Source organism: Paenibacillus suaedae, from assembly GCF_032337355.1.
GTDB classification, from domain to species: domain Bacteria; phylum Bacillota; class Bacilli; order Paenibacillales; family Paenibacillaceae; genus Paenibacillus_B; species Paenibacillus_B suaedae.
The window spans coordinates 58,292-75,504 of the sequence record NZ_JAVYAA010000005.1 but is presented as its reverse complement, the minus strand read 5'-3'; the positions used below and the strand labels follow the sequence as shown (position 1 = coordinate 75,504).

The following is a 17,213-nucleotide window of genomic DNA, read 5'->3' as shown; positions in this document are numbered from 1 at the left end:
AATCAGGGTGTGATCAAAATCATAACGAACGTTACAGCATACGTGGGGGGAAATGAGCACACATGGAACAATCAGCGAAGTCGAACACGCTTGTCGTTGGGGTGGATGATAAGATTGGCGCCGGGAAGGCCTTTCTATTAGGACTCCAGCACGTGTTGGCTATGGATTTGTACATCGCACCGATCATTATTGCAGGCTTGCTGTCACTAAATGCAACTGACACATCATTCTTTATTCAAATGTGCTTTATCGGAACAGGAATTGCGACCTTAATCCAAACGGGCTTCGGCTTGCGACTGCCAGTCGTACAGGGGCCGTCCTATGTGCCTATTGGCGCAATGGGGGCGATTGGAAGCAAGCTTGGATTAGGGGCCATGACAGGGAGCTTAATACCGGGGGCATTGCTCATGATGCTGCTCGGCATGCCGATGAAATGGTTCGCGAAGGCTGTACGCCGTATGATTCCGCCGCTGGTAGGGGGAACCGTAATACTGATTGTCGGTATTTCCTTGATGCCAACGGGAATGAACAATATTTATCGCGCAGAAGGCGACTTGTGGACGAATATCCTCATCGCTGCTGTATCGGCGGGGATTCTTATTGTTTGTATGCTTCTTGGACGGCAATCGAAGAAGCTGGGTACGGTATCGCGCCTCATTTCGGTCATTGTGGCTATTGTCGCGGGTACGCTGTTTGCATCCATGTTTGGCAAGGTTGATTTCTCACGGGTAGCAGAGGCTGACGCATTTTCGATTCCTAGCTTTTTCCCATTCGGTGCGCCTGAATTCAATCTTAGTGCGATTATGACGATGATGTTCGTCTACTTCATCATTCTGATTGAAACAACTGGAACGTGGTTCGTTATTTCTTCCATTACAGGCAAGGAGCTCACGGATGAGCGCTTGAACCGTGCAGCGGCTGGGGAAGGGCTAGGCTGCTTCGTTGGGGCATTGTTCGGAGGAACGCCAATGACAGGCTATTCTTCCAATGCAGGACTGATCGCGGTTACAGGCGTAGGAAGCCGGATGGCAATTATGGCAGGCGGCGGTATCTTGATAGCGCTTGGTCTGATGCCGAAGCTGTCTGCAGCGATTACGTGCATTCCAGAGCCGGTTATTAACGGCATATTCGGTGTTGTCTGTGTAGCCATTGTCGTGAATGGATTGAAGGTTATTCAATTCGTTGACTTGGATGAGCGTGCGATGATGATTATTGGTGTGCCAATCCTGCTTACGATGGCTGTAACTGTACTTCCTGAGGGCGCCTTGACGGGGCTGCCTGATTTCGCGGTATACGTATTGTCCTCCGGTATTACTGTCGGGGCGCTGGCGGCATTGATTCTGAATTTGGTCATCCCAAGCGGCAAGAGGAAAGGTATGTCGGAATCCACTGTGGTGGGTTCTGGCGGGGAACAGACGGCCTAGTAGAACCTTGTGTGCTTATGGTTCAATCTGAAGTACGTTTTGCGTAATTCAATAGTAGTCATATATACAGAGAAATAAAGAAGGCAGCAAGCGATGCTTGCTGCCTTTTGCTGTGTTGTTCTATCCAATCATGATCTTGCCCTCTGGGTAACGATACAGAGACTGTTCCTTGCGGTTGCCGAGCGCATAGGCGAGTGTCATTGGACCAATCCGGCCGATGAACATGGTGGCACAGATGACGAACTTGCCGAATGCCGACATTTCAGGCGTAAGCCCCATAGACAATCCTACTGTTGCTACAGCGGACACTGTCTCGAAGAGCAAGGTGATAAACGGCTGATCTTCCGTTATCGCCAGCAGCATAGATACACCGAGTACCATGAAGATGGCAAGGAAGATAATCGTCAACGCCTTGATGATCTGATCCTTAGCAAGCCGATGACGGAACAGCACCGCATCTTCGCGTCCGCGCAGCATCGCATATACGGCAGCCAAGAGGATAGCGAACGTCGTCGTCTTAATCCCGCCGCCCGCAGAGCCTGGAGAAGCGCCGATGAACATAAGAATAATAAGACCGAACTGTGTGACCTGTTTCATATGAGACACATCTACCGTTGTCGTTCCCGAGGAACGAGCGGAGATGGACTGGAAGAAGGAAGCGTATATTTTGCCGTCCCAATTGAGCGATCCTAGCGTGTATGCATTTTGGAACTCGAAGATAAAGATGAAGATAGCTCCTGCGACGACCAGAATACCGGTCATGGATAAAACCACCTTCGAGTGCAGCGTCAATCGTCGCGATTTCGGAAATTCATACAATTCTGCAAGTACGATGAAGCCAAGTCCGCCAGATAGCACGAGGAAGATGGCAACTACATTCGTTACGAAATCATCAACATGCAATTGGAAGCTGGAACCGAACAGATCGAATCCCCCGTTGTTGAACAGGGAGATCGAATGGAACAGTCCGTAATAGAAGGATTGCAGCAGCGGCATGTCGAATGCCCAGCGCAATGTCAGTATAATGGTTCCTGTTCCCTGGATGATAAAAACAAATATAATCACGCGGCGAATGGTCCGCACAATGCCTTCCATGCTATTTGCGTTGATCGACTCCTGCAAAATAAGTCGCTCCCGCAAGGAAATGCGCTTGCCGAGCATGAGATAGAAGAGCAGGGCCACGGACATGAAGCCGATGCCGCCAATTTGTACGAGTGATATAATTACGCCTTGTCCAAATGCAGAGTAGGTTGTCCCAATATCAACAACAACCAGACCGGTTACGCATACCGCAGAAGTAGCGGTGAACAAGGCATCAATGAAGGAAAGGGAGTGTCCAGCTGCCAATGATATCGGCAGCATCAAGATGCATGTCCCAATTGTGATAATGGACAAAAAACCAAGAACCAGCACACGGGCAGGCGTCCAATGCATCGTCCGTTTTCTCCATGAAGTCATGTGAACGTCTCCTTTAGCCATAAATAAGTAGTGAGGAAGGATCGAATCCTGTTTCAATATCTTGCGTACGTTGGATCATCATTCGGGTCGATCATTTTCCAAAACGTTCACTAGTATATCGTTCCCCAGAGTGGATGTAAATGGTCGATTTTCATTTACGAACATTTTCCTATTTTATAAAGAACATTGCAAGGGCAGTTGAACAGTCGGCTAAGTGAGTTCATAAGGGGTCGAGATGTGATAGATCTGAATGGGAAAGTGGAGAGAAGTTGACGCTGTGGAGAGGCACTGGGAGAGTGCTTATCGAGTCAAAGAAAAATGAGGAACCGGGTTGCATTCGGACTAACATTTTAAATCGAGCCGCTTGAGTTATGAGCTTGTACTTAGGTGTGGAGCGTTGTTCGGATGTTATCTTATGTGCTCAAATGATGGGATGGCATGCTGTCGAGACTTTGAGAAGAGTAGGGTGCCGTTCAAGACACCCATAACTTTCCATATACCTTCCAATTTACGAATCCGCGGCTAATCCAATATGTCGATACATGAAGCACGATAAATGCGATAAGCAATGTTGGTTGAATAATTGCAAATGCAGCCCATAATATGACTAAAATCCATGGAGACAGCTTCTGCAGCATCTGCGCAGGCCACCATACGAAGCGGAACCAAGGGTGAGATTTCTGCAGGGCATCCATATATTCTACTCTTACCTGATTATCTTCAGGATTAAGACGTATGGCATCTTGCATGAATTGCATGGCGCGTTCGGGCTCACCGCGCTGATCCGCTGCCCAAGCAAGCTGCATAAGCGTGTAGGAATGTCTTTCCTGCCATGCTAATGCATTGCGTTCTGCTTCGCGGGATTCTGGATAACGCTTTAATTGCGCCAGTACATAGCTATAGGTAGCGTAAGCAATGCCAGCAGGCTCAATGTCAATGCTGCGTTCCAGCGACAGGAGCGCTTGATCCAGTGCGCCTTTGCGCAGCTGGTACTGTGCAAGCAGCAGATGAGGCGTAGGATCTTCCTCAGTTACCGCAGCAAGCTGCCTCGCAGCAGTCTCGAAGGCTGGCCATTCTTGACGCTCGTAATAGATGGACATGCGCACGCGCCAGGCGTCAGGCAGTCTTGTATCGCGTTTCAACGCTTCAGAGGCCCAATAGAGCGCTTGATCGGGTGCGACAGGCTTATGGACGACTGCTGTCAGCGCCATGACGGTCGGGTGCTCTGGATACTGCTGCTGCAGACGCATTGCTTCCTCCAGTGCTTCTTGGTATCTCTGCTTCTGATATAATTCATTCACGTGATGAATCGCCTCTTGGAGACGGACTCTAGCCTCTACTTCCTCAGCTGTGGCTTGCTCTTCAGCGGTCTCACTCGGCTGTTCATTCACCGTGGCTTGTTCTCGTTCCTCATTGTCTACTTGTGGCATCCTCCATCACCTCCATGATGTACTCCATTGTTGTCTGTATTGCATTGCAAATCCATGATTGTTGAAATGATGGATTGACGTGTATACCTTATCAGTCCTCATCGTTATGTGTCCGGTTTTGGGTTCATTCCTTCACTTATCTATGGGAGGACATCGTCTCTTAGACTGCAATGAATGGCATTAACCCCTCAAGTGAAGTTGACAATATTGTAGACCTACATCGCGTCTGGGGCAAGGGGAAGCGGGCTTCCATTTTCTAATAATATTCAATTCGATATGCTGCAGGGGAAGGTTCAAGGGTGAATTTGCACGAATAGCCGATGCTACCCAGCACCTGTTCAATCAAGTGCCGGATAGCATTGGGACATAAGAGGTGTGTTGTTCATTGGAGCTGACAACGACATGCTACGATATTTCTTTTGCCCATTGATGGAGCGTGTTGTCGTTTGGCAGCATCCAAGTGAGGAGGCCGATTAAGGGGAGAAATCCACACACGATCATTACAGCTTCAATCCCCCATGTATCAATGAAATAACCAAGTGCCAATGCGCCAATCCCGCCCATTCCGAAGGCAAATCCCGTAATTAGCCCCGATACGGTTCCGATGTTGCCGGGATGCAGCAGCTGCGCGTATATGACGGTAACCGAGAAGCTGGATAAGAGGATGAATCCTGTAATCGCGAGCACAACACCGGCCCAGAACAGCGGCAGATAAGGTAGTACAAGGGCAAGGGGAGCAGTGCCGAGCATCGATGCTAGAATGAGATTGCGTCTTCCAAAACGATCAGCAAGCGGACCGCCGAAGAATGTTCCCACTGCCCCTGCTCCGAGGAATAAGAAAATATAAATTTGCGCATCATCGAGCGTCAAATGATAGGCTTCCATCAAGTAAAACGAATAATAGCTGCCGATGGCGGCAGTGTACCAAGAACGCGCGAAGACGAGCACAACTAAAATAATCGTAGCGGATTGAATACGGCTGCGCTTCGATGGATCCATCGTGCGTGCCTGGTGCCGCTTCTTGAATGCATAACCACTATCGAGCATCGCTCGATACCAGCGTGCAATATAGGTTTGTACCGCGATGCCTGCCCCTGCAACGAATGTAAATACGAGTGCGCCTGATTGTCCGAAGGGGATGAATATCCACTTGGTCAGCATCGGTGCAAGGGATTGCCCTGCATTGCCGCCAACTTGGAAGATGGATTGAGCCAGCCCTTTGCGGGCGCCGGCAGCCATATGGGCTACTCTCATCCCTTCTGGATGGAAGGCGGCTGATCCGAAGCCGACGAGCACAACGGCAAGCAGCACCAGAATATAATTCGGAGCATAGGCAAGCAGCAATACACCAGCGAAGGTGAAGCACATGCCGATAGGAAGCAGTGCAGGTGTTGGTCTGCGATCCGCAGCATACCCAACCACAGGCTGAAGCAGGGAGGCAGTCACGTTAATCGCAAAGGAGATCCAACCGATCTGGGCGTATGTAAGATTCATCGATGACTTGAGGATAGGGAAGATTGCTGGAATAACAGCCTGAATCGAATCATTGAACAAGTGAACGAAGCTGATCGCAAGCAGAATGCGGAATATGGTGTCCGCTTGGAGATGTGCTTTTGGCTCCAAGCTTGGGGACTCCGTTCGTGATGGCGAGTGTCCCTGCGAGGATGCTGCAATAGATGATGAAGATGATTTGTTGTCCATGGAAGAACTCCTTTCCTGAGGCGAATCCATAGCAGAGCAGTGATCGACATTGGAAATCAGGCGAAAGAGCTGCCTTGTCGGCTCAGCTTGTGGTTCATAGTTCTAATAAGATGAAGTTTCAAGGATGAGAGAAAATCTATTTCTAAGGTGAACGTTGTCATAAGGATGGAATGATGTAACGATAATCGTTTTTGATCATTGTTGCAATATAGAAAATGGCCCTGATCTTGGAGAAAATTAGAAAATATCTCGCAAGACAGAGCCATATCTTAGATTTTCACAATCAGAACAGTAGATGTGCAGCGATTGCGATAATCGGCAATGTAATTAACGTACGGAGCAGGAAAATAATAAATAGATCCTTCATATTAACAGGCAGCTTGGAGCCTAACAGCAATCCACCTACCTCAGACATATAGATGAGCTGCGTGACGGATAGAGCGGCAATGACGAACCTGGTCATCTCACTTTCGATGCCGGAACCCAGCACCGTAGGCAGAAACATGTCCGCGAATCCAACCAATATCGTCTGCGATGCCGCCGCTGCTTCGGGGAGTCCCAACAGCTGCAAAATCGGGATGAACGGTGCGCCGAGCCATTGGAAGATTGGGGTATACTCTGCAATGGCTACGGCGATGGTGCCGATGGCCATAACAACGGGAATCACGCCAATCCATAGGTCAATCGTATTTTTACAGCCTTCCCGCATGAAGGAACCGGCTCCTTCATGTTGTCGTGCCTTGCTTACCGCTTGACGAAGTCCCCATTGCCTAGGGCTCCACGCAGATGGGATCGATTCATCCTCTGCTGGGGTTGCGCCTGGCGCATACGTGTCTGGCTTGCGCGACAACGGCGGTATGCGCGGCATAATGATGGCTGCAATCATGCCAGCTAATGTGACCGTCACATAGAACGGAAGAAACATATGCGCCAGGTTCACGTTGCTTAAAACGATGAAGCTGAAAGTTATAGATACAGCTGTGAATGTTGTGCCGATTACGGCAGCTTCACGCTTCGTATAGTACCCAGCCTCGTACTGTTTGCTTGTCATCATGACTCCGATTGTACCGTCGCCAAGCCATGATGCCATGCAGTTGATGGAAGAACGGCCCGGCAAGGTGAAGATAGGCCGCATAATCTTGGTCATAAGCGTACCGAAAAATTCAAGAAGTCCGAAATCAACCAATAGCGGCAGGAGTAAGCCAGCGAGCATAAATACGACGAACAAGCCTGGAATCAAGCTCGTAAGCAGCATGCCTCCAGTATGCTCCGACCATATCCACTCAGGTCCAATCTGGAAATAGGTGATGAAGGCAAATACCATGCCTACCGTCCGTGCGGCGAACCAGAAGGGAGAGATGGCGAACAGTGCCTTCCATAACGGCAGTTGCAGCAGATTAGCTGGCTTCCGCAAGTAAGTATAAGCCGTCCCCAGCCACGCCAATACAATGATAACTGTGGCGGCAAGCGGGAGCCACGGCGCAAGCCATTGTCCGATGAGCTTGGCCAGAAATGCAATGGGTACGGTCACTTCACCATTCCATGGAATCGGAATGACGAAGAGAAACAATCCGAGCAAGGATGGAATTGCGAAATGCAGCAGACCACCCATATTCAATTGCTGGGAATGCAAGGGATCTTGCTGATTGTTGTCGTTCTTAGCTATCATGTATGAATAAGTCTCCTTGGAGTGCGGTATATTTATGCAACATCGTTTACTTTAATACAAATAGAGTTGAATTCCAAGAGTTGAATGGTTAGCAAAAAGTGACAATAAAATAAGGTACAGCACACCTGTATTTTCTATGTTTTGATAATCCCTTCTAAGTCATTCATTGCGAGGTGTATCCGGGAGTCAACAGAGCAGTTCTTGACTTCATTCGGTTCGTGCGAAATACTTGATGCATCGGCTGCTTCTATGTATGAAGCAGATCAGGGAGGAGTACAAGCATGTATGTTGTAGAGCTAAGCTATACGAAGCCGATGAGCGATGTGGATGTGCATTTGGATGCCCATCGTGCGTTTTTGGACGAGCATTATGCGAAGGGTGTATTTCTGCTATCCGGGCCGAAGGAGCCTCGTACAGGCGGAATTATCGTCGTTGATGCGCAGACAGAGGAGGAAGCTCGCTCTTATATCGAGCAGGATCCTTTCTTTGTACATCACGTGGCTGAATATCACTATATTGCCTTCCGTCCTACGAAGGCAGATCCGAGCCTGCAAGCGCGCTTATTTCAGAAGTAAGGCGGTTAAGCAGGGCTGATAACACTAAAAAAGCGAGACTGTTCGCCGTGTTCGGCAGTCTCGCTTCATTTATGTACAGCTTATCCTTCTGCATGCTGTGTGCTAACTTGTCTCTGATACGTCTTCCACATGGCCTCACCGGTACATAAGCCAACAGCCACGAATGTACCCAGATTATTAGTAAGATGACCCAAAACCGCACCTAATGCGATTCCGGAATATAACCAAAATGCTCTCTTCGATTTCAATGCGCTCCAAGTCCAAGTGTTCTTTTCATTTTGCTTCTTCATCATTTGTTTCAACGTCCCCTCGATTGATTTGATACCCTTATTCTATAGGCATCTATACGTCCATTCCTTATATTCCGGTTGAAAAGTGTCTTTTGTCGGTTGAAAGGAGCAATAGGAGGGGGGAATGGAAACATATTTGAAATAACGAACAGCGGAGCAGTAGAGCAGAAGCGCTGAGCTGCATAGGCTATAGTAAAAGCACGAGCTGCAGGTATTCCGTATAATTATCGCCAGGAAGGCGACGATTTGTTCAGATTTTAAAACATCGATAAATGCTTCAAGTTCTTCTACGGAATTGAATTTCATTCTTTCCGAAGAATCGGTAGAGTTCAAGGATAACTGTTCTGATCCAATAGAATCAGGAAAGAAAATTTCAACATCGCCGTATACTTTTTTTCAATATCCTTCAATTGCTCCTTCTGCTCGAACGTTAAAACATTTTTTCCTTCTTCAGCAAACGCAGAACTTGCCAGTGAAAAAATCGGTACTAGTGAAAAAACAATGAAGTAAGTTTTTAGACATGTAATACTCTCCTAATTTTTTGTGTATATGTAAATTTCAATGGTAAAAAGGAGATTGTGTTGATGAGAAGTAAATATATTTTTGTTGTTAGCTTGATTTAGCCTATTCTATTATTACTAATTGGAAATAATGTCAAACAATTAGGATTTCCGGTTCCCTTTGTTTTTTATGGTCCAAAGGAGCCGTTAGGTCATGCAAGTGAAGTTTTTTTATGGAGAAATGCAGTAGAATGTTCATGGAGGCTTGATTTATATGCGGTAAATGTCTTTATCGTGTATGGCATTCTACTTTTAGTACGAAATACAGTTAAACAGGTAACAACAAGAATTTTTTGTAAGTGAGAGTATAATCTCTCAAGTGTCACTTATCGAATGAAGAATAATAAACGATTCGTTCTACTTTGGTGACAAGCGCATATAATCCAGATTATATACTCGATTTTCCCGCCTTACTTATATGGAGCAGGAACTCTAAGGTTTATTCGAAGAGACGATGATGTTCAACATGGATATTGCTTGAGAAGCTGCATCCAGATATAGTGCGGGGGTGAGAGGAGTTAACAAAACTCTTACAGGAAGCGCTTACAAAAAATAATAACAATGTGCCCATACTCATTCTCCACTATTTGATCTGCGGTTGGAACCGGGCATCTACGAATGAGGCTGATACGAATTATGGAATTAGGCGTTCATCCAGAAGTATGGCAAATCGGCATGCTGGAGCTTACCCTGCGTGTTGTCACTGCCGTTGTGTTGGGCGGAGCAATTGGATTGGAGCGCGAATTTGGGGAGCATGCGGCTGGATTCCGTACGCATATTCTCGTTTGTCTTGGTTCTGCGCTCATTATGATGTTGTCGAGTTACGGCTTTTCAAGCTTTATTTATGAAACGAATGTACGCATGGACCCTGCCCGGCTAGCAGCTCAAGTGATTAGTGGGATCGGATTTCTTGGTGCGGGAACGATACTTAGGACGGGCATGACCGTATCAGGACTAACGACTGCCGCCTCTTTATGGGTAGTTGCCGCGATAGGCTTGGCGGTTGGAGCAGGCTTCTACTACGGAGCGCTACTGACCGCATTTACAGCATTCTTCAGCTTATTCATGTTGAACAAGCTGGAGAAGAAATTCTCACTCTTCTCGAAATCTGCCTCTGTAAGGCAGCTTGCGCTTGTTATTTCGGACGGACCGCTTCATATCGGGAAGGTTCTATTTATTCTGAAGGAACAGAACATTGCCATATCGGACATTTCCATTGAACCTGTGGATCGAGGAGCGGAGGCTAGAGCAACCGTCTATCCACCATTAGAGGAATCAAGTGAACTAGATAGCTATTGCTGTGTGCTGCTGCAGGCAACATTGAAATGCCGTACATGGCATATCGATAAGCTGCTGGAGAAGCTGCTTTCTGAGCCGTGCGTGAGGGCTGTGAAGCATTTTGGCATCGATGAATCGACCACGGAGAAGAGCAGATGGGGTCTTAGTGACTTGTTCGAACGCAAGCAGGAGGGTCAATCTGTAGAAGAGCAATCCAAGTAATACCTGCATCACACAAAGACAGCACAGCCGAGAGCGTGTACTCTTCCAGGGCTGTGCTGTTCGTGTTGCAGCTTGAGTAGAAAGACGCCGTATATTTCTCGGGAAATAATGGTGTTCCTGTCGGACAAGCTCATTATGCGTCGTAACGCTTGCTGCGATATACAATCAATGTAATGATAATCGCTGCAGCCATCCAGATGGAGATGATGCCAGTATGGATTAAAATGGATGATATTCCTTGTCCATCCCACAGTTTCTCGGCTGCTGCTGACAATTGAGATGTTGGCAAGTAATCCACAATCGTATTTACCAGGGTGCTATTAAAGATAGACTTGAACATTGGCCCCATCAAGAAGATGATCATCAGCGGCATACCTACAAAAGAAGTTTCCATCATCGTACGGGAAAGCAAACCGGTAAGAGTTCCGAATGCTACATACATGATCAGACTTGGTACAATCAGCATAACAAGACCGACAAGCGGAAGAGCTGGTGTATTTGCAATCAGAAATGTTGCGACAAGCGCACATACGGTCAAGAATACGGAGATTGCGCTCTTGCCCAGCAATACTTCGATCGGCTTGGCAGGGGACAGCATCAGTACGCGCAGCGTATGCTTCTCCTTCTCTTCCGCAACGATCATAGATTGAACAAATAAACAGGTCATGAGCAGCGCCATATTAACTGGCATCATCAGAAGAGTGGCGCCATCACTGGCTTCTCCTTTGCTGAACATAAAAGCGAAAATAAGCGGCAAAGCGGCAGTGATTAAAAGCATTTGATTCTTCAGAGCGTCTTTCCATTCCTTCTGAATCATTGCAGATACACGATTTATCGAAAATGTCATTGTAATACGCCTCCAGTCACTTTAATGAAAATATCACTTAATGTCGGTTCGTTCGAATGGATCGATACTAGCTTGCCGGAAGCCATCCAGTCATGAATGCGCTTGGCTCCACTCTCGTCGCGCTCAACGGTGTGGGTTCCATCTGTTGTAACAACCGTAATGCCATGATCCATATGGGCTAGCCGCAGCTGCTGAGGTGTATCCATGGCAGCAATGCATCCATTATGGAGGAATGCAATGCGATCGCACAGCGATTCTGCTTCTTCCATGTCATGTGTCGTCAGGAAAATGGTTGTGCCCATGCGGTTAAGTTCGCGTAAAGCCTCATGAATTCGTTTTGTATTTGTTGGATCAAGAGCAGATGTCGGTTCATCTAAGAACAAAACATCAGGTTTATGGAGCAAGGCACGTGCGAGAGTTACCCGCTGCTTCATCCCTTTGGACAACTGTTTGACGGCCGTTTTGCGTTCATTCGTTAAGTTAACCTGCTCCAGCGCTTCCTGTACTCGGCTCGTTGGCACATTATACAGCTTGCAGAACAATACAAGATTGTCTTCAATGGTGAGCCGATCGTACAAGGTACTGTTATCCGTTAATATGCCGATGCGAGACAGATGCTGCTGGCGTTGCGAATCCTTCATCTTTGCGATGTCTACGCCAAATACGCGGGCTGTGCCTGACGTAGGAAGCAGTTGACCAGTCAGTATCTTAACGGTTGTCGTCTTGCCGGAGCCGCTAGGCCCCAGAAATCCGAAGATTTCACCGCGTTCAATTGTGAAGTCAATTGGCTTGATGGCTTGCTTATTGCCGAATGTCTTGGTCATTGCTCTCACTTCGATAATTGGTTCCATGTGAGTCACCCTCGCTTTATATAAATGATATTGTGTACGATATGAATGCCGGTGCCGCTATTATTCGCTTGCGGCTGAGTCGGCTCATTGCCGCGTTGCCGTCCCTGTCGACATCCTTATCGTATCGCGAAAGGGTGATCATCACCTCAAAAACCCCGCGAATAGAGTGCTCCAGAGGTTGAATGGAGCATTTCGCGGGGGGAATGGAACCAATGAGAGAGTGGATAATACAGCTTTTCCTGATGAATGGCGCAGATGACGAATTATCCGATCCCCATAATGGCCTTCATTTCTTCATATTTATTCTTGGAGAGTGGTACCTTGCTCTTATTCTCATCATCGAGGACAAGGCTGTAGCTGTTGCGCGACCAAATAATGACCTCGCGTACACGCTGCAGGTTGACTAAGTAAGAACGGTGGCAGCGGAAAAACCCGAATGCCTTAAGCTTGCGCTCCAGTTCCGTCAGCGTCATTGTACAGGGGAGGGAACCCGAATGCATATGAAGCTGGGAAGCCCCGTCTTGGCTTTCAATATAATTCAGTTCCAGTGGATCGATAAGCACGATTTTGTCTTCGATGCGCGCTGGAATCTTATCGAAGCTGATTTGAGGGACGAAGCGTTGTCCAGCTGCAGCGGATTCAGGCTCATCCTCTTCGTTCTCAGCGGCTTGTATTGTGGACTTCTTGTCCTTGGTTGATGGTTGGCTGCTAACATCTTCATTCAGAGACTTCGTCGTTCCGGTACCTTCTTGTCCACCATCTTCGGCTTCCGCTGCTAGCACTTGCTGAACAGCATCGGTTGTGTGTTCGTCATTTTCAATGATCTCAACTTCCGGAAGTGCCCCTGTTTCAGGTGCCTCATCCTCAATGATAACGGACTTGAAGCCCGATGGTGTTAAGCGAACGACATGATTGGTCATCGTAAGCGCGCTTTCTAAGGAAGGCACGGTCATGAAAATTGAAGCGCCTTCTTCGCACATAGTGTTGATCCATTGCCGAAGCAGGTAGCTGCTCTCCAAATCCATGTGGAATTCGGGATCCTCGATGACGATTAGTTCCGGACGATGAGCAGCGGCTCTCGCCAAGTGGAATCGGCGCTGCTCAGATAACGTACATTTGCCAAGCGGCGTATTCACGCACTCATGCAGACCGGTTAACTTCAATAGCTGCTCAAGTCGATCTTTATGGTAGGCTCCATACATCTTCATATAGAAGATAAGGGCATCCTTCGGTGTTAATCGCTCGTAGAGGGGATCGCCCTGCCGAATCCAGCCGATCTTGGACGCGAGTGAGGCAGAGGAGAGTGGCACTCCACGCCAGGTTACACTGCCGGCAGAGGGCTTAGCGCGATTCATAAGCAAATCGATAATTAACTGTCCCGTAATATGGTTGCTTTGCACTGCAATGCATTGTCCGGGATGTATTTGTACGCTCAGCGCGTCTAAAAGTGTGGAATTGCCCTTCGTCACATATAACTTATCAATAATAAGTCCTTCCCCGTAGGGGGGTTCCTGCGCGTTCATACGCGAACCTCCAATCAGTATGCCCATTCATTGGTGTGAGTTAGATCATATAGGTAAATGATATATCGAGAACCTAGATTTGGGTAGATGCTAACCTGACGAACGATGTATTTACCCTTCTATGGTAAGAAACTCCTCAAAGAGGCTGTGTATTAATGTTCGGGTTTTACCTCTTTAACTATCTACTATAATGGATTGAAATGATAATTAAAAATAATTCACGAACATTGGGCGGGAATAATGTTGACTTGTTCGCTAAATTTCGATACAATAAGGTTGCTCCCACAGAAGTGGGTGGCAAGGATTGATTGGCCTTTTTTTTGTTTATCCTGTTCGTATATCCCAGAGATAAGGTCTAGGGGTCTCTACCAGGAGCCGTAAATTCCTGACTACGAGTAGGTATGCTTTGGCATACCTGAACGTAACGGGATATTTTTTTTGCCCAAATAGGTGCAGGCTCATCGGATAGAAGAGAAATAGACCGAGACATCGTGAGCATCGAGGAGGAAACAATGAGTAAATATGATGTAATTGTTGTAGGAGCAGGTCCGGCCGGTATTTTCACTTGTTATGAATTATCTTTGAAGGCACCGCAATTGAAGGTTTTGCTTGTAGATAAGGGACATGATATTTATCGCCGCAACTGTCCGATTTTGGAGGAGAAGATTCAGAAATGTCCTCCAGCGGCAGGGAAGAAGGACTTTGCTGGCTGTCTTCCAGCTTGTTCGATTACGAACGGCTTCGGCGGAGCAGGGGCATATAGTGATGGGAAATTTAACGTAACTACAGAGTTCGGGGGTTGGCTGACAGATTTCTTGCCAGCTTCGCAAGTACTGGACTTGATTAAATATGTAGATGCAATCAACTTGGAGCACGGAGCGACGACGGACATTACCGATCCAACGACAGAAACGGTTCGCCGTATTGAGCAGCTTGGATATTCCGCTGGCTTGAAGCTGCTGCGCGCACAAGTTCGACATCTGGGCACTGAACAGAACTTGGAGATTTTAAAATCCATTTATGAATATTTGAAGACTCGTATCGATATGGCTTATAAGACCGAAGTAGCGGATCTGATTACAGAGAAGCAGGATGGACGCCATATTGTGAAGGGGATTGAACTGAAGAGCGGCGAGAAGCATGAAGCGGATCAGGTGGTCATCGTACCAGGACGTGACGGTTCTGCATGGCTGACGGAGATATTGAAGAAGCGCCGCTTGAAAATGTACAACAACCAAGTGGACGTTGGGGTGCGTGTGGAGACATCGGATATCGTCATGCGCGAAATCAACGAGCACCTGTATGAAGGGAAATTCGTGTTCAACACGTCTGTCGGCACACAAGTGCGTACCTTCTGCAGCAATCCATCTGGCCATGTCGTGGTCGAGAACCACAGTGGGATCATGTGTGCCAATGGGCACTCCTACAAGGATCCGAAGCTTGGTTCTGCGAATACGAACTTTGCATTGCTTGTCTCGCACAAGTTCACGGAACCGTTCGACAAGCCAAATGAGTACGCTCGTGAAATCTGCAAGCGTGCGAATGATTTGTCCGGAGGCGGGATTATCGTTCAGAAGTACGGGGATATCATTCGCGGCCGCCGCTCCACAGAGAAGCGCATTCAAGAGGGCTTCTTGGAGCCTACCTTGAAAGAAGCTGTTGCTGGAGATTTGGGTCTTGTGCTTCCGTATAATACGATGAAGAGTCTTATCGAAATGGTTGAAGCGCTTGATCGCGTAACACCAGGTATCGCTTCTGAGCATACGTTATTCTATGGGGTAGAGGCGAAGTTCTACTCCGCTCGTCCGAAGCTGGACACGACGTTGGAGTCTGAAATTGATGGCTTGTACTGCGGTGGAGACGGCGCGGGCATTACGCGTGGACTCGCACAAGCGGGTGCTGCAGGTGTACACATTGCACGGAGCATTGTTGCAAAGCGCGGCGCATAATTTCACATTGCAGGTCAACAACATATACAGCTTAAGGCCAGTGAGTCGATTGTGCGACTTACTGGCTTTTTTGCGTAGATCGGATATGCACGGGGTTATACGCAAAATGGACAATATTTGAAATATGCTTTGTGATAAAATGCACAACATCGGAATTGGGGCTCCGTTACAATAAATTTGCAACCTGTTCAGCTGACATTCCAACTGGAATTATTCGTATCTGAGTAGGTGCGGATGGGGTGTGGCCTTGGAAATGATGGGGCTTGCATCCGAATAAGCATAAGCAGGAGGTCATGTCGATGTCAGGTTATTTGAAGCCGCAGCAGATTGCGGAAGCGACAGTAGATACCGGAACAATTAAAGCGAAGAACCCATTGTCCGCCATGATGATTCTAGGATTCCTTGCCGGCGCATTTATTGCACTTGGTTATCTCTTATATATACGTGTAACAGCTGGAGCACCTGCGGAATGGGGAAGCATCAATAGCCTAATTGGAGCGTCGCTGTTCCCGGTTGGTCTTATTCTGGTCTTGTTAGCAGGCGGCGAGCTATTGACAGGGAATATGATGGCTGTGCCACTTGCTCGGATGAAGGGACGCATATCTACGGTAGAGGTCATTCGCAATCTTGTCGTCATTACGATTGCCAACTTCTTAGGTGCGCTGTTCGTGGCATACTTCTTCGGTCATGTGGTCGGTTTGACTGGCTCCGGTGTTTATTTGCAGAAGACGGTAGATGTGGCTGCGCATAAGCTGGACGATAGTTTCATTCAAGCCTTTGTCAGCGGCATTGGCTGCAACTGGTTAGTTGCACTTGCGGTATGGCTTGCCTATGGAGCGAAGAGCTTCAGCGGCAAAATCATGGGAATATGGTTCCCAACGATGGCGTTCGTTGCGATTGGCTTCCAGCACGTTGTAGCGAATATGTTCGTAATTCCGGCTGCGATCTTTGAGGGCCATTTTAGCTGGGGACAATATTTGACGAACTTCGTGCCGGTATGGCTGGGCAATTTGGTTGGAGGCGTCGTGTTCGTTGCAGGGGCTTACTATATAGTATATTTGCGTTCGCAGCAAGAGCAGAAGCAGGGAGCTGCGGCAGGTGTCTCAAACACATCAACGAATGTGCAAGAAGTGGGCAATGCAAGCAAGGTGGCATCGTCAGGAAGTGCAAGTGCACCTGTCCATTAGAGGGTATTGGGGTTAGAGCATGCCAAGTGATGTTGAATAAGAAGATTGGTAAGGTCTAGTCCATCGAGGCTAGGCCTTTTTTGCGTCATCGATATGACGTTTTTTTCATAGGAATTCACGGGCTTGTCACTTTCGCAGGGGATAGATGTGGTAAACTACGGGTGACAAATTTATTTCCGCATTTCGCATTCTATAGAAAGAAACCGATACCTCGCTGTATCTGTAAGCGTATCCAACTAACTCGTGGGG

13 protein-coding genes and 1 riboswitch are annotated in these 17,213 nt (G+C 47.7%); of the genes, 5 read left to right on the top strand and 8 right to left on the bottom strand.

Features of this window, described 5'->3' with window-relative positions:
• Positions 1 to 62: 62 nt before the first annotated feature.
• Positions 63 to 1,424, top strand: a complete 1,362-nt coding sequence (locus tag RQP50_RS19840; protein ID WP_315746477.1) for a nucleobase:cation symporter-2 family protein — start codon at positions 63 to 65, stop codon at positions 1,422 to 1,424.
• Between the two features lie 120 nt (positions 1,425 to 1,544).
• Here the strand turns inward: RQP50_RS19840 and RQP50_RS19835 are convergent, their stop codons facing one another.
• From RQP50_RS19835 to RQP50_RS19820, 4 genes are all read right to left on the bottom strand, one after another.
• Complete coding sequence (locus tag RQP50_RS19835; RefSeq protein WP_028533357.1) at positions 1,545 to 2,882, bottom strand: TrkH family potassium uptake protein; 1,338 nt, start codon at positions 2,880 to 2,882, stop codon at positions 1,545 to 1,547.
• A 473-nt stretch (positions 2,883 to 3,355) separates the two neighbouring features.
• Positions 3,356 to 4,312: a tetratricopeptide repeat protein gene (locus tag RQP50_RS19830; RefSeq protein WP_021257279.1), complete on the bottom strand. Its 957-nt coding sequence runs from the start codon at positions 4,310 to 4,312 to the stop codon at positions 3,356 to 3,358.
• A gap of 405 nt (positions 4,313 to 4,717) precedes the next feature.
• Entirely contained in the window at positions 4,718 to 6,013 is a 1,296-nt protein-coding gene (locus RQP50_RS19825) for an MFS transporter (protein ID WP_139295328.1), read from the bottom strand.
• A gap of 283 nt (positions 6,014 to 6,296) precedes the next feature.
• Positions 6,297 to 7,682 carry a YjiH family protein gene (locus RQP50_RS19820; RefSeq protein ID WP_315746476.1) on the bottom strand — a complete coding sequence of 462 codons (1,386 nt, stop codon included), beginning with the start codon at positions 7,680 to 7,682 and terminating at the stop codon, positions 6,297 to 6,299.
• Between the two features lie 281 nt (positions 7,683 to 7,963).
• On the opposite strand from RQP50_RS19820, the gene RQP50_RS19815 reads away from it, so the two are divergent.
• On the top strand, positions 7,964 to 8,257 hold the full coding sequence (locus RQP50_RS19815) for a YciI family protein (RefSeq protein ID WP_315746475.1): 294 nt from the start codon (positions 7,964 to 7,966) through the stop codon (positions 8,255 to 8,257).
• 80 nt (positions 8,258 to 8,337) lie between these two features.
• Here the strand turns inward: RQP50_RS19815 and RQP50_RS19810 are convergent, their stop codons facing one another.
• Complete coding sequence (locus RQP50_RS19810) at positions 8,338 to 8,550, bottom strand: hypothetical protein (protein WP_021257275.1); 213 nt, start codon at positions 8,548 to 8,550, stop codon at positions 8,338 to 8,340.
• Positions 8,551 to 9,743: 1,193 nt separating this feature from the next.
• Here RQP50_RS19810 and RQP50_RS19805 point away from each other — a divergent pair.
• On the top strand, positions 9,744 to 10,607 hold the full coding sequence (locus RQP50_RS19805; protein ID WP_315746474.1) for an MgtC/SapB family protein: 864 nt from the start codon (positions 9,744 to 9,746) through the stop codon (positions 10,605 to 10,607).
• Positions 10,608 to 10,740: 133 nt separating this feature from the next.
• Here RQP50_RS19805 and RQP50_RS19800 read toward each other — a convergent pair whose 3' ends face one another.
• The 3 genes from RQP50_RS19800 to RQP50_RS19790 all read right to left on the bottom strand — a co-directional run bounded on the left by RQP50_RS19800 (position 10,741) and on the right by RQP50_RS19790 (position 13,828).
• Entirely contained in the window at positions 10,741 to 11,454 is a 714-nt protein-coding gene (locus RQP50_RS19800; RefSeq protein WP_072729131.1) for an ABC transporter permease, read from the bottom strand.
• Positions 11,451 to 12,305 (bottom strand): ABC transporter ATP-binding protein, encoded by an 855-nt coding sequence (locus RQP50_RS19795; RefSeq protein ID WP_315746473.1) that lies wholly within the window; start codon positions 12,303 to 12,305, stop codon positions 11,451 to 11,453. The genes RQP50_RS19800 and RQP50_RS19795 overlap by 4 nt, the downstream gene beginning before the upstream one ends.
• Positions 12,306 to 12,568: 263 nt before the next feature.
• Positions 12,569 to 13,828 (bottom strand): LytTR family transcriptional regulator DNA-binding domain-containing protein, encoded by a 1,260-nt coding sequence (locus RQP50_RS19790; protein ID WP_315746472.1) that lies wholly within the window; start codon positions 13,826 to 13,828, stop codon positions 12,569 to 12,571.
• Positions 13,829 to 14,141: 313 nt separating this feature from the next.
• A riboswitch (purine riboswitch) is annotated at positions 14,142 to 14,240 on the top strand.
• Positions 14,241 to 14,340: 100 nt separating this feature from the next.
• Here RQP50_RS19790 and RQP50_RS19785 point away from each other — a divergent pair.
• Together RQP50_RS19785 and RQP50_RS19780 are read left to right on the top strand one after the other, a co-directional pair.
• Positions 14,341 to 15,777 carry an NAD(P)/FAD-dependent oxidoreductase gene (locus tag RQP50_RS19785; protein WP_021257269.1) on the top strand — a complete coding sequence of 479 codons (1,437 nt, stop codon included), beginning with the start codon at positions 14,341 to 14,343 and terminating at the stop codon, positions 15,775 to 15,777.
• A 299-nt stretch (positions 15,778 to 16,076) separates the two neighbouring features.
• Positions 16,077 to 16,964 carry a formate/nitrite transporter family protein gene (locus tag RQP50_RS19780; protein ID WP_315746471.1) on the top strand — a complete coding sequence of 296 codons (888 nt, stop codon included), beginning with the start codon at positions 16,077 to 16,079 and terminating at the stop codon, positions 16,962 to 16,964.
• The last annotated feature ends 249 nt before the right edge of the window (positions 16,965 to 17,213 follow it).

Excerpts from the sequence above, each read along its gene's own strand:
- RQP50_RS19840 (WP_315746477.1), top strand. The coding sequence starts at position 63 with ATGGAACAATCAGCGAAGTCGAACACGCTTGTCGTTGGGGTGGATGAT.
- RQP50_RS19835 (WP_028533357.1), bottom strand. The coding sequence starts at position 2,882 with ATGACTTCATGGAGAAAACGGACGATGCATTGGACGCCTGCCCGTGTG.
- RQP50_RS19830 (WP_021257279.1), bottom strand. The coding sequence starts at position 4,312 with ATGCCACAAGTAGACAATGAGGAACGAGAACAAGCCACGGTGAATGAA.
- RQP50_RS19825 (WP_139295328.1), bottom strand. The coding sequence starts at position 6,013 with ATGGACAACAAATCATCTTCATCATCTATTGCAGCATCCTCGCAGGGA.
- RQP50_RS19820 (WP_315746476.1), bottom strand. The coding sequence starts at position 7,682 with ATGATAGCTAAGAACGACAACAATCAGCAAGATCCCTTGCATTCCCAG.
- RQP50_RS19815 (WP_315746475.1), top strand. The coding sequence starts at position 7,964 with ATGTATGTTGTAGAGCTAAGCTATACGAAGCCGATGAGCGATGTGGAT.
- RQP50_RS19810 (WP_021257275.1), bottom strand. The coding sequence starts at position 8,550 with ATGATGAAGAAGCAAAATGAAAAGAACACTTGGACTTGGAGCGCATTG.
- RQP50_RS19805 (WP_315746474.1), top strand. The coding sequence starts at position 9,744 with ATGGAATTAGGCGTTCATCCAGAAGTATGGCAAATCGGCATGCTGGAG.
- RQP50_RS19800 (WP_072729131.1), bottom strand. The coding sequence starts at position 11,454 with ATGACATTTTCGATAAATCGTGTATCTGCAATGATTCAGAAGGAATGG.
- RQP50_RS19795 (WP_315746473.1), bottom strand. The coding sequence starts at position 12,305 with ATGGAACCAATTATCGAAGTGAGAGCAATGACCAAGACATTCGGCAAT.
- RQP50_RS19790 (WP_315746472.1), bottom strand. The coding sequence starts at position 13,828 with ATGAACGCGCAGGAACCCCCCTACGGGGAAGGACTTATTATTGATAAG.
- RQP50_RS19785 (WP_021257269.1), top strand. The coding sequence starts at position 14,341 with ATGAGTAAATATGATGTAATTGTTGTAGGAGCAGGTCCGGCCGGTATT.
- RQP50_RS19780 (WP_315746471.1), top strand. The coding sequence starts at position 16,077 with ATGTCAGGTTATTTGAAGCCGCAGCAGATTGCGGAAGCGACAGTAGAT.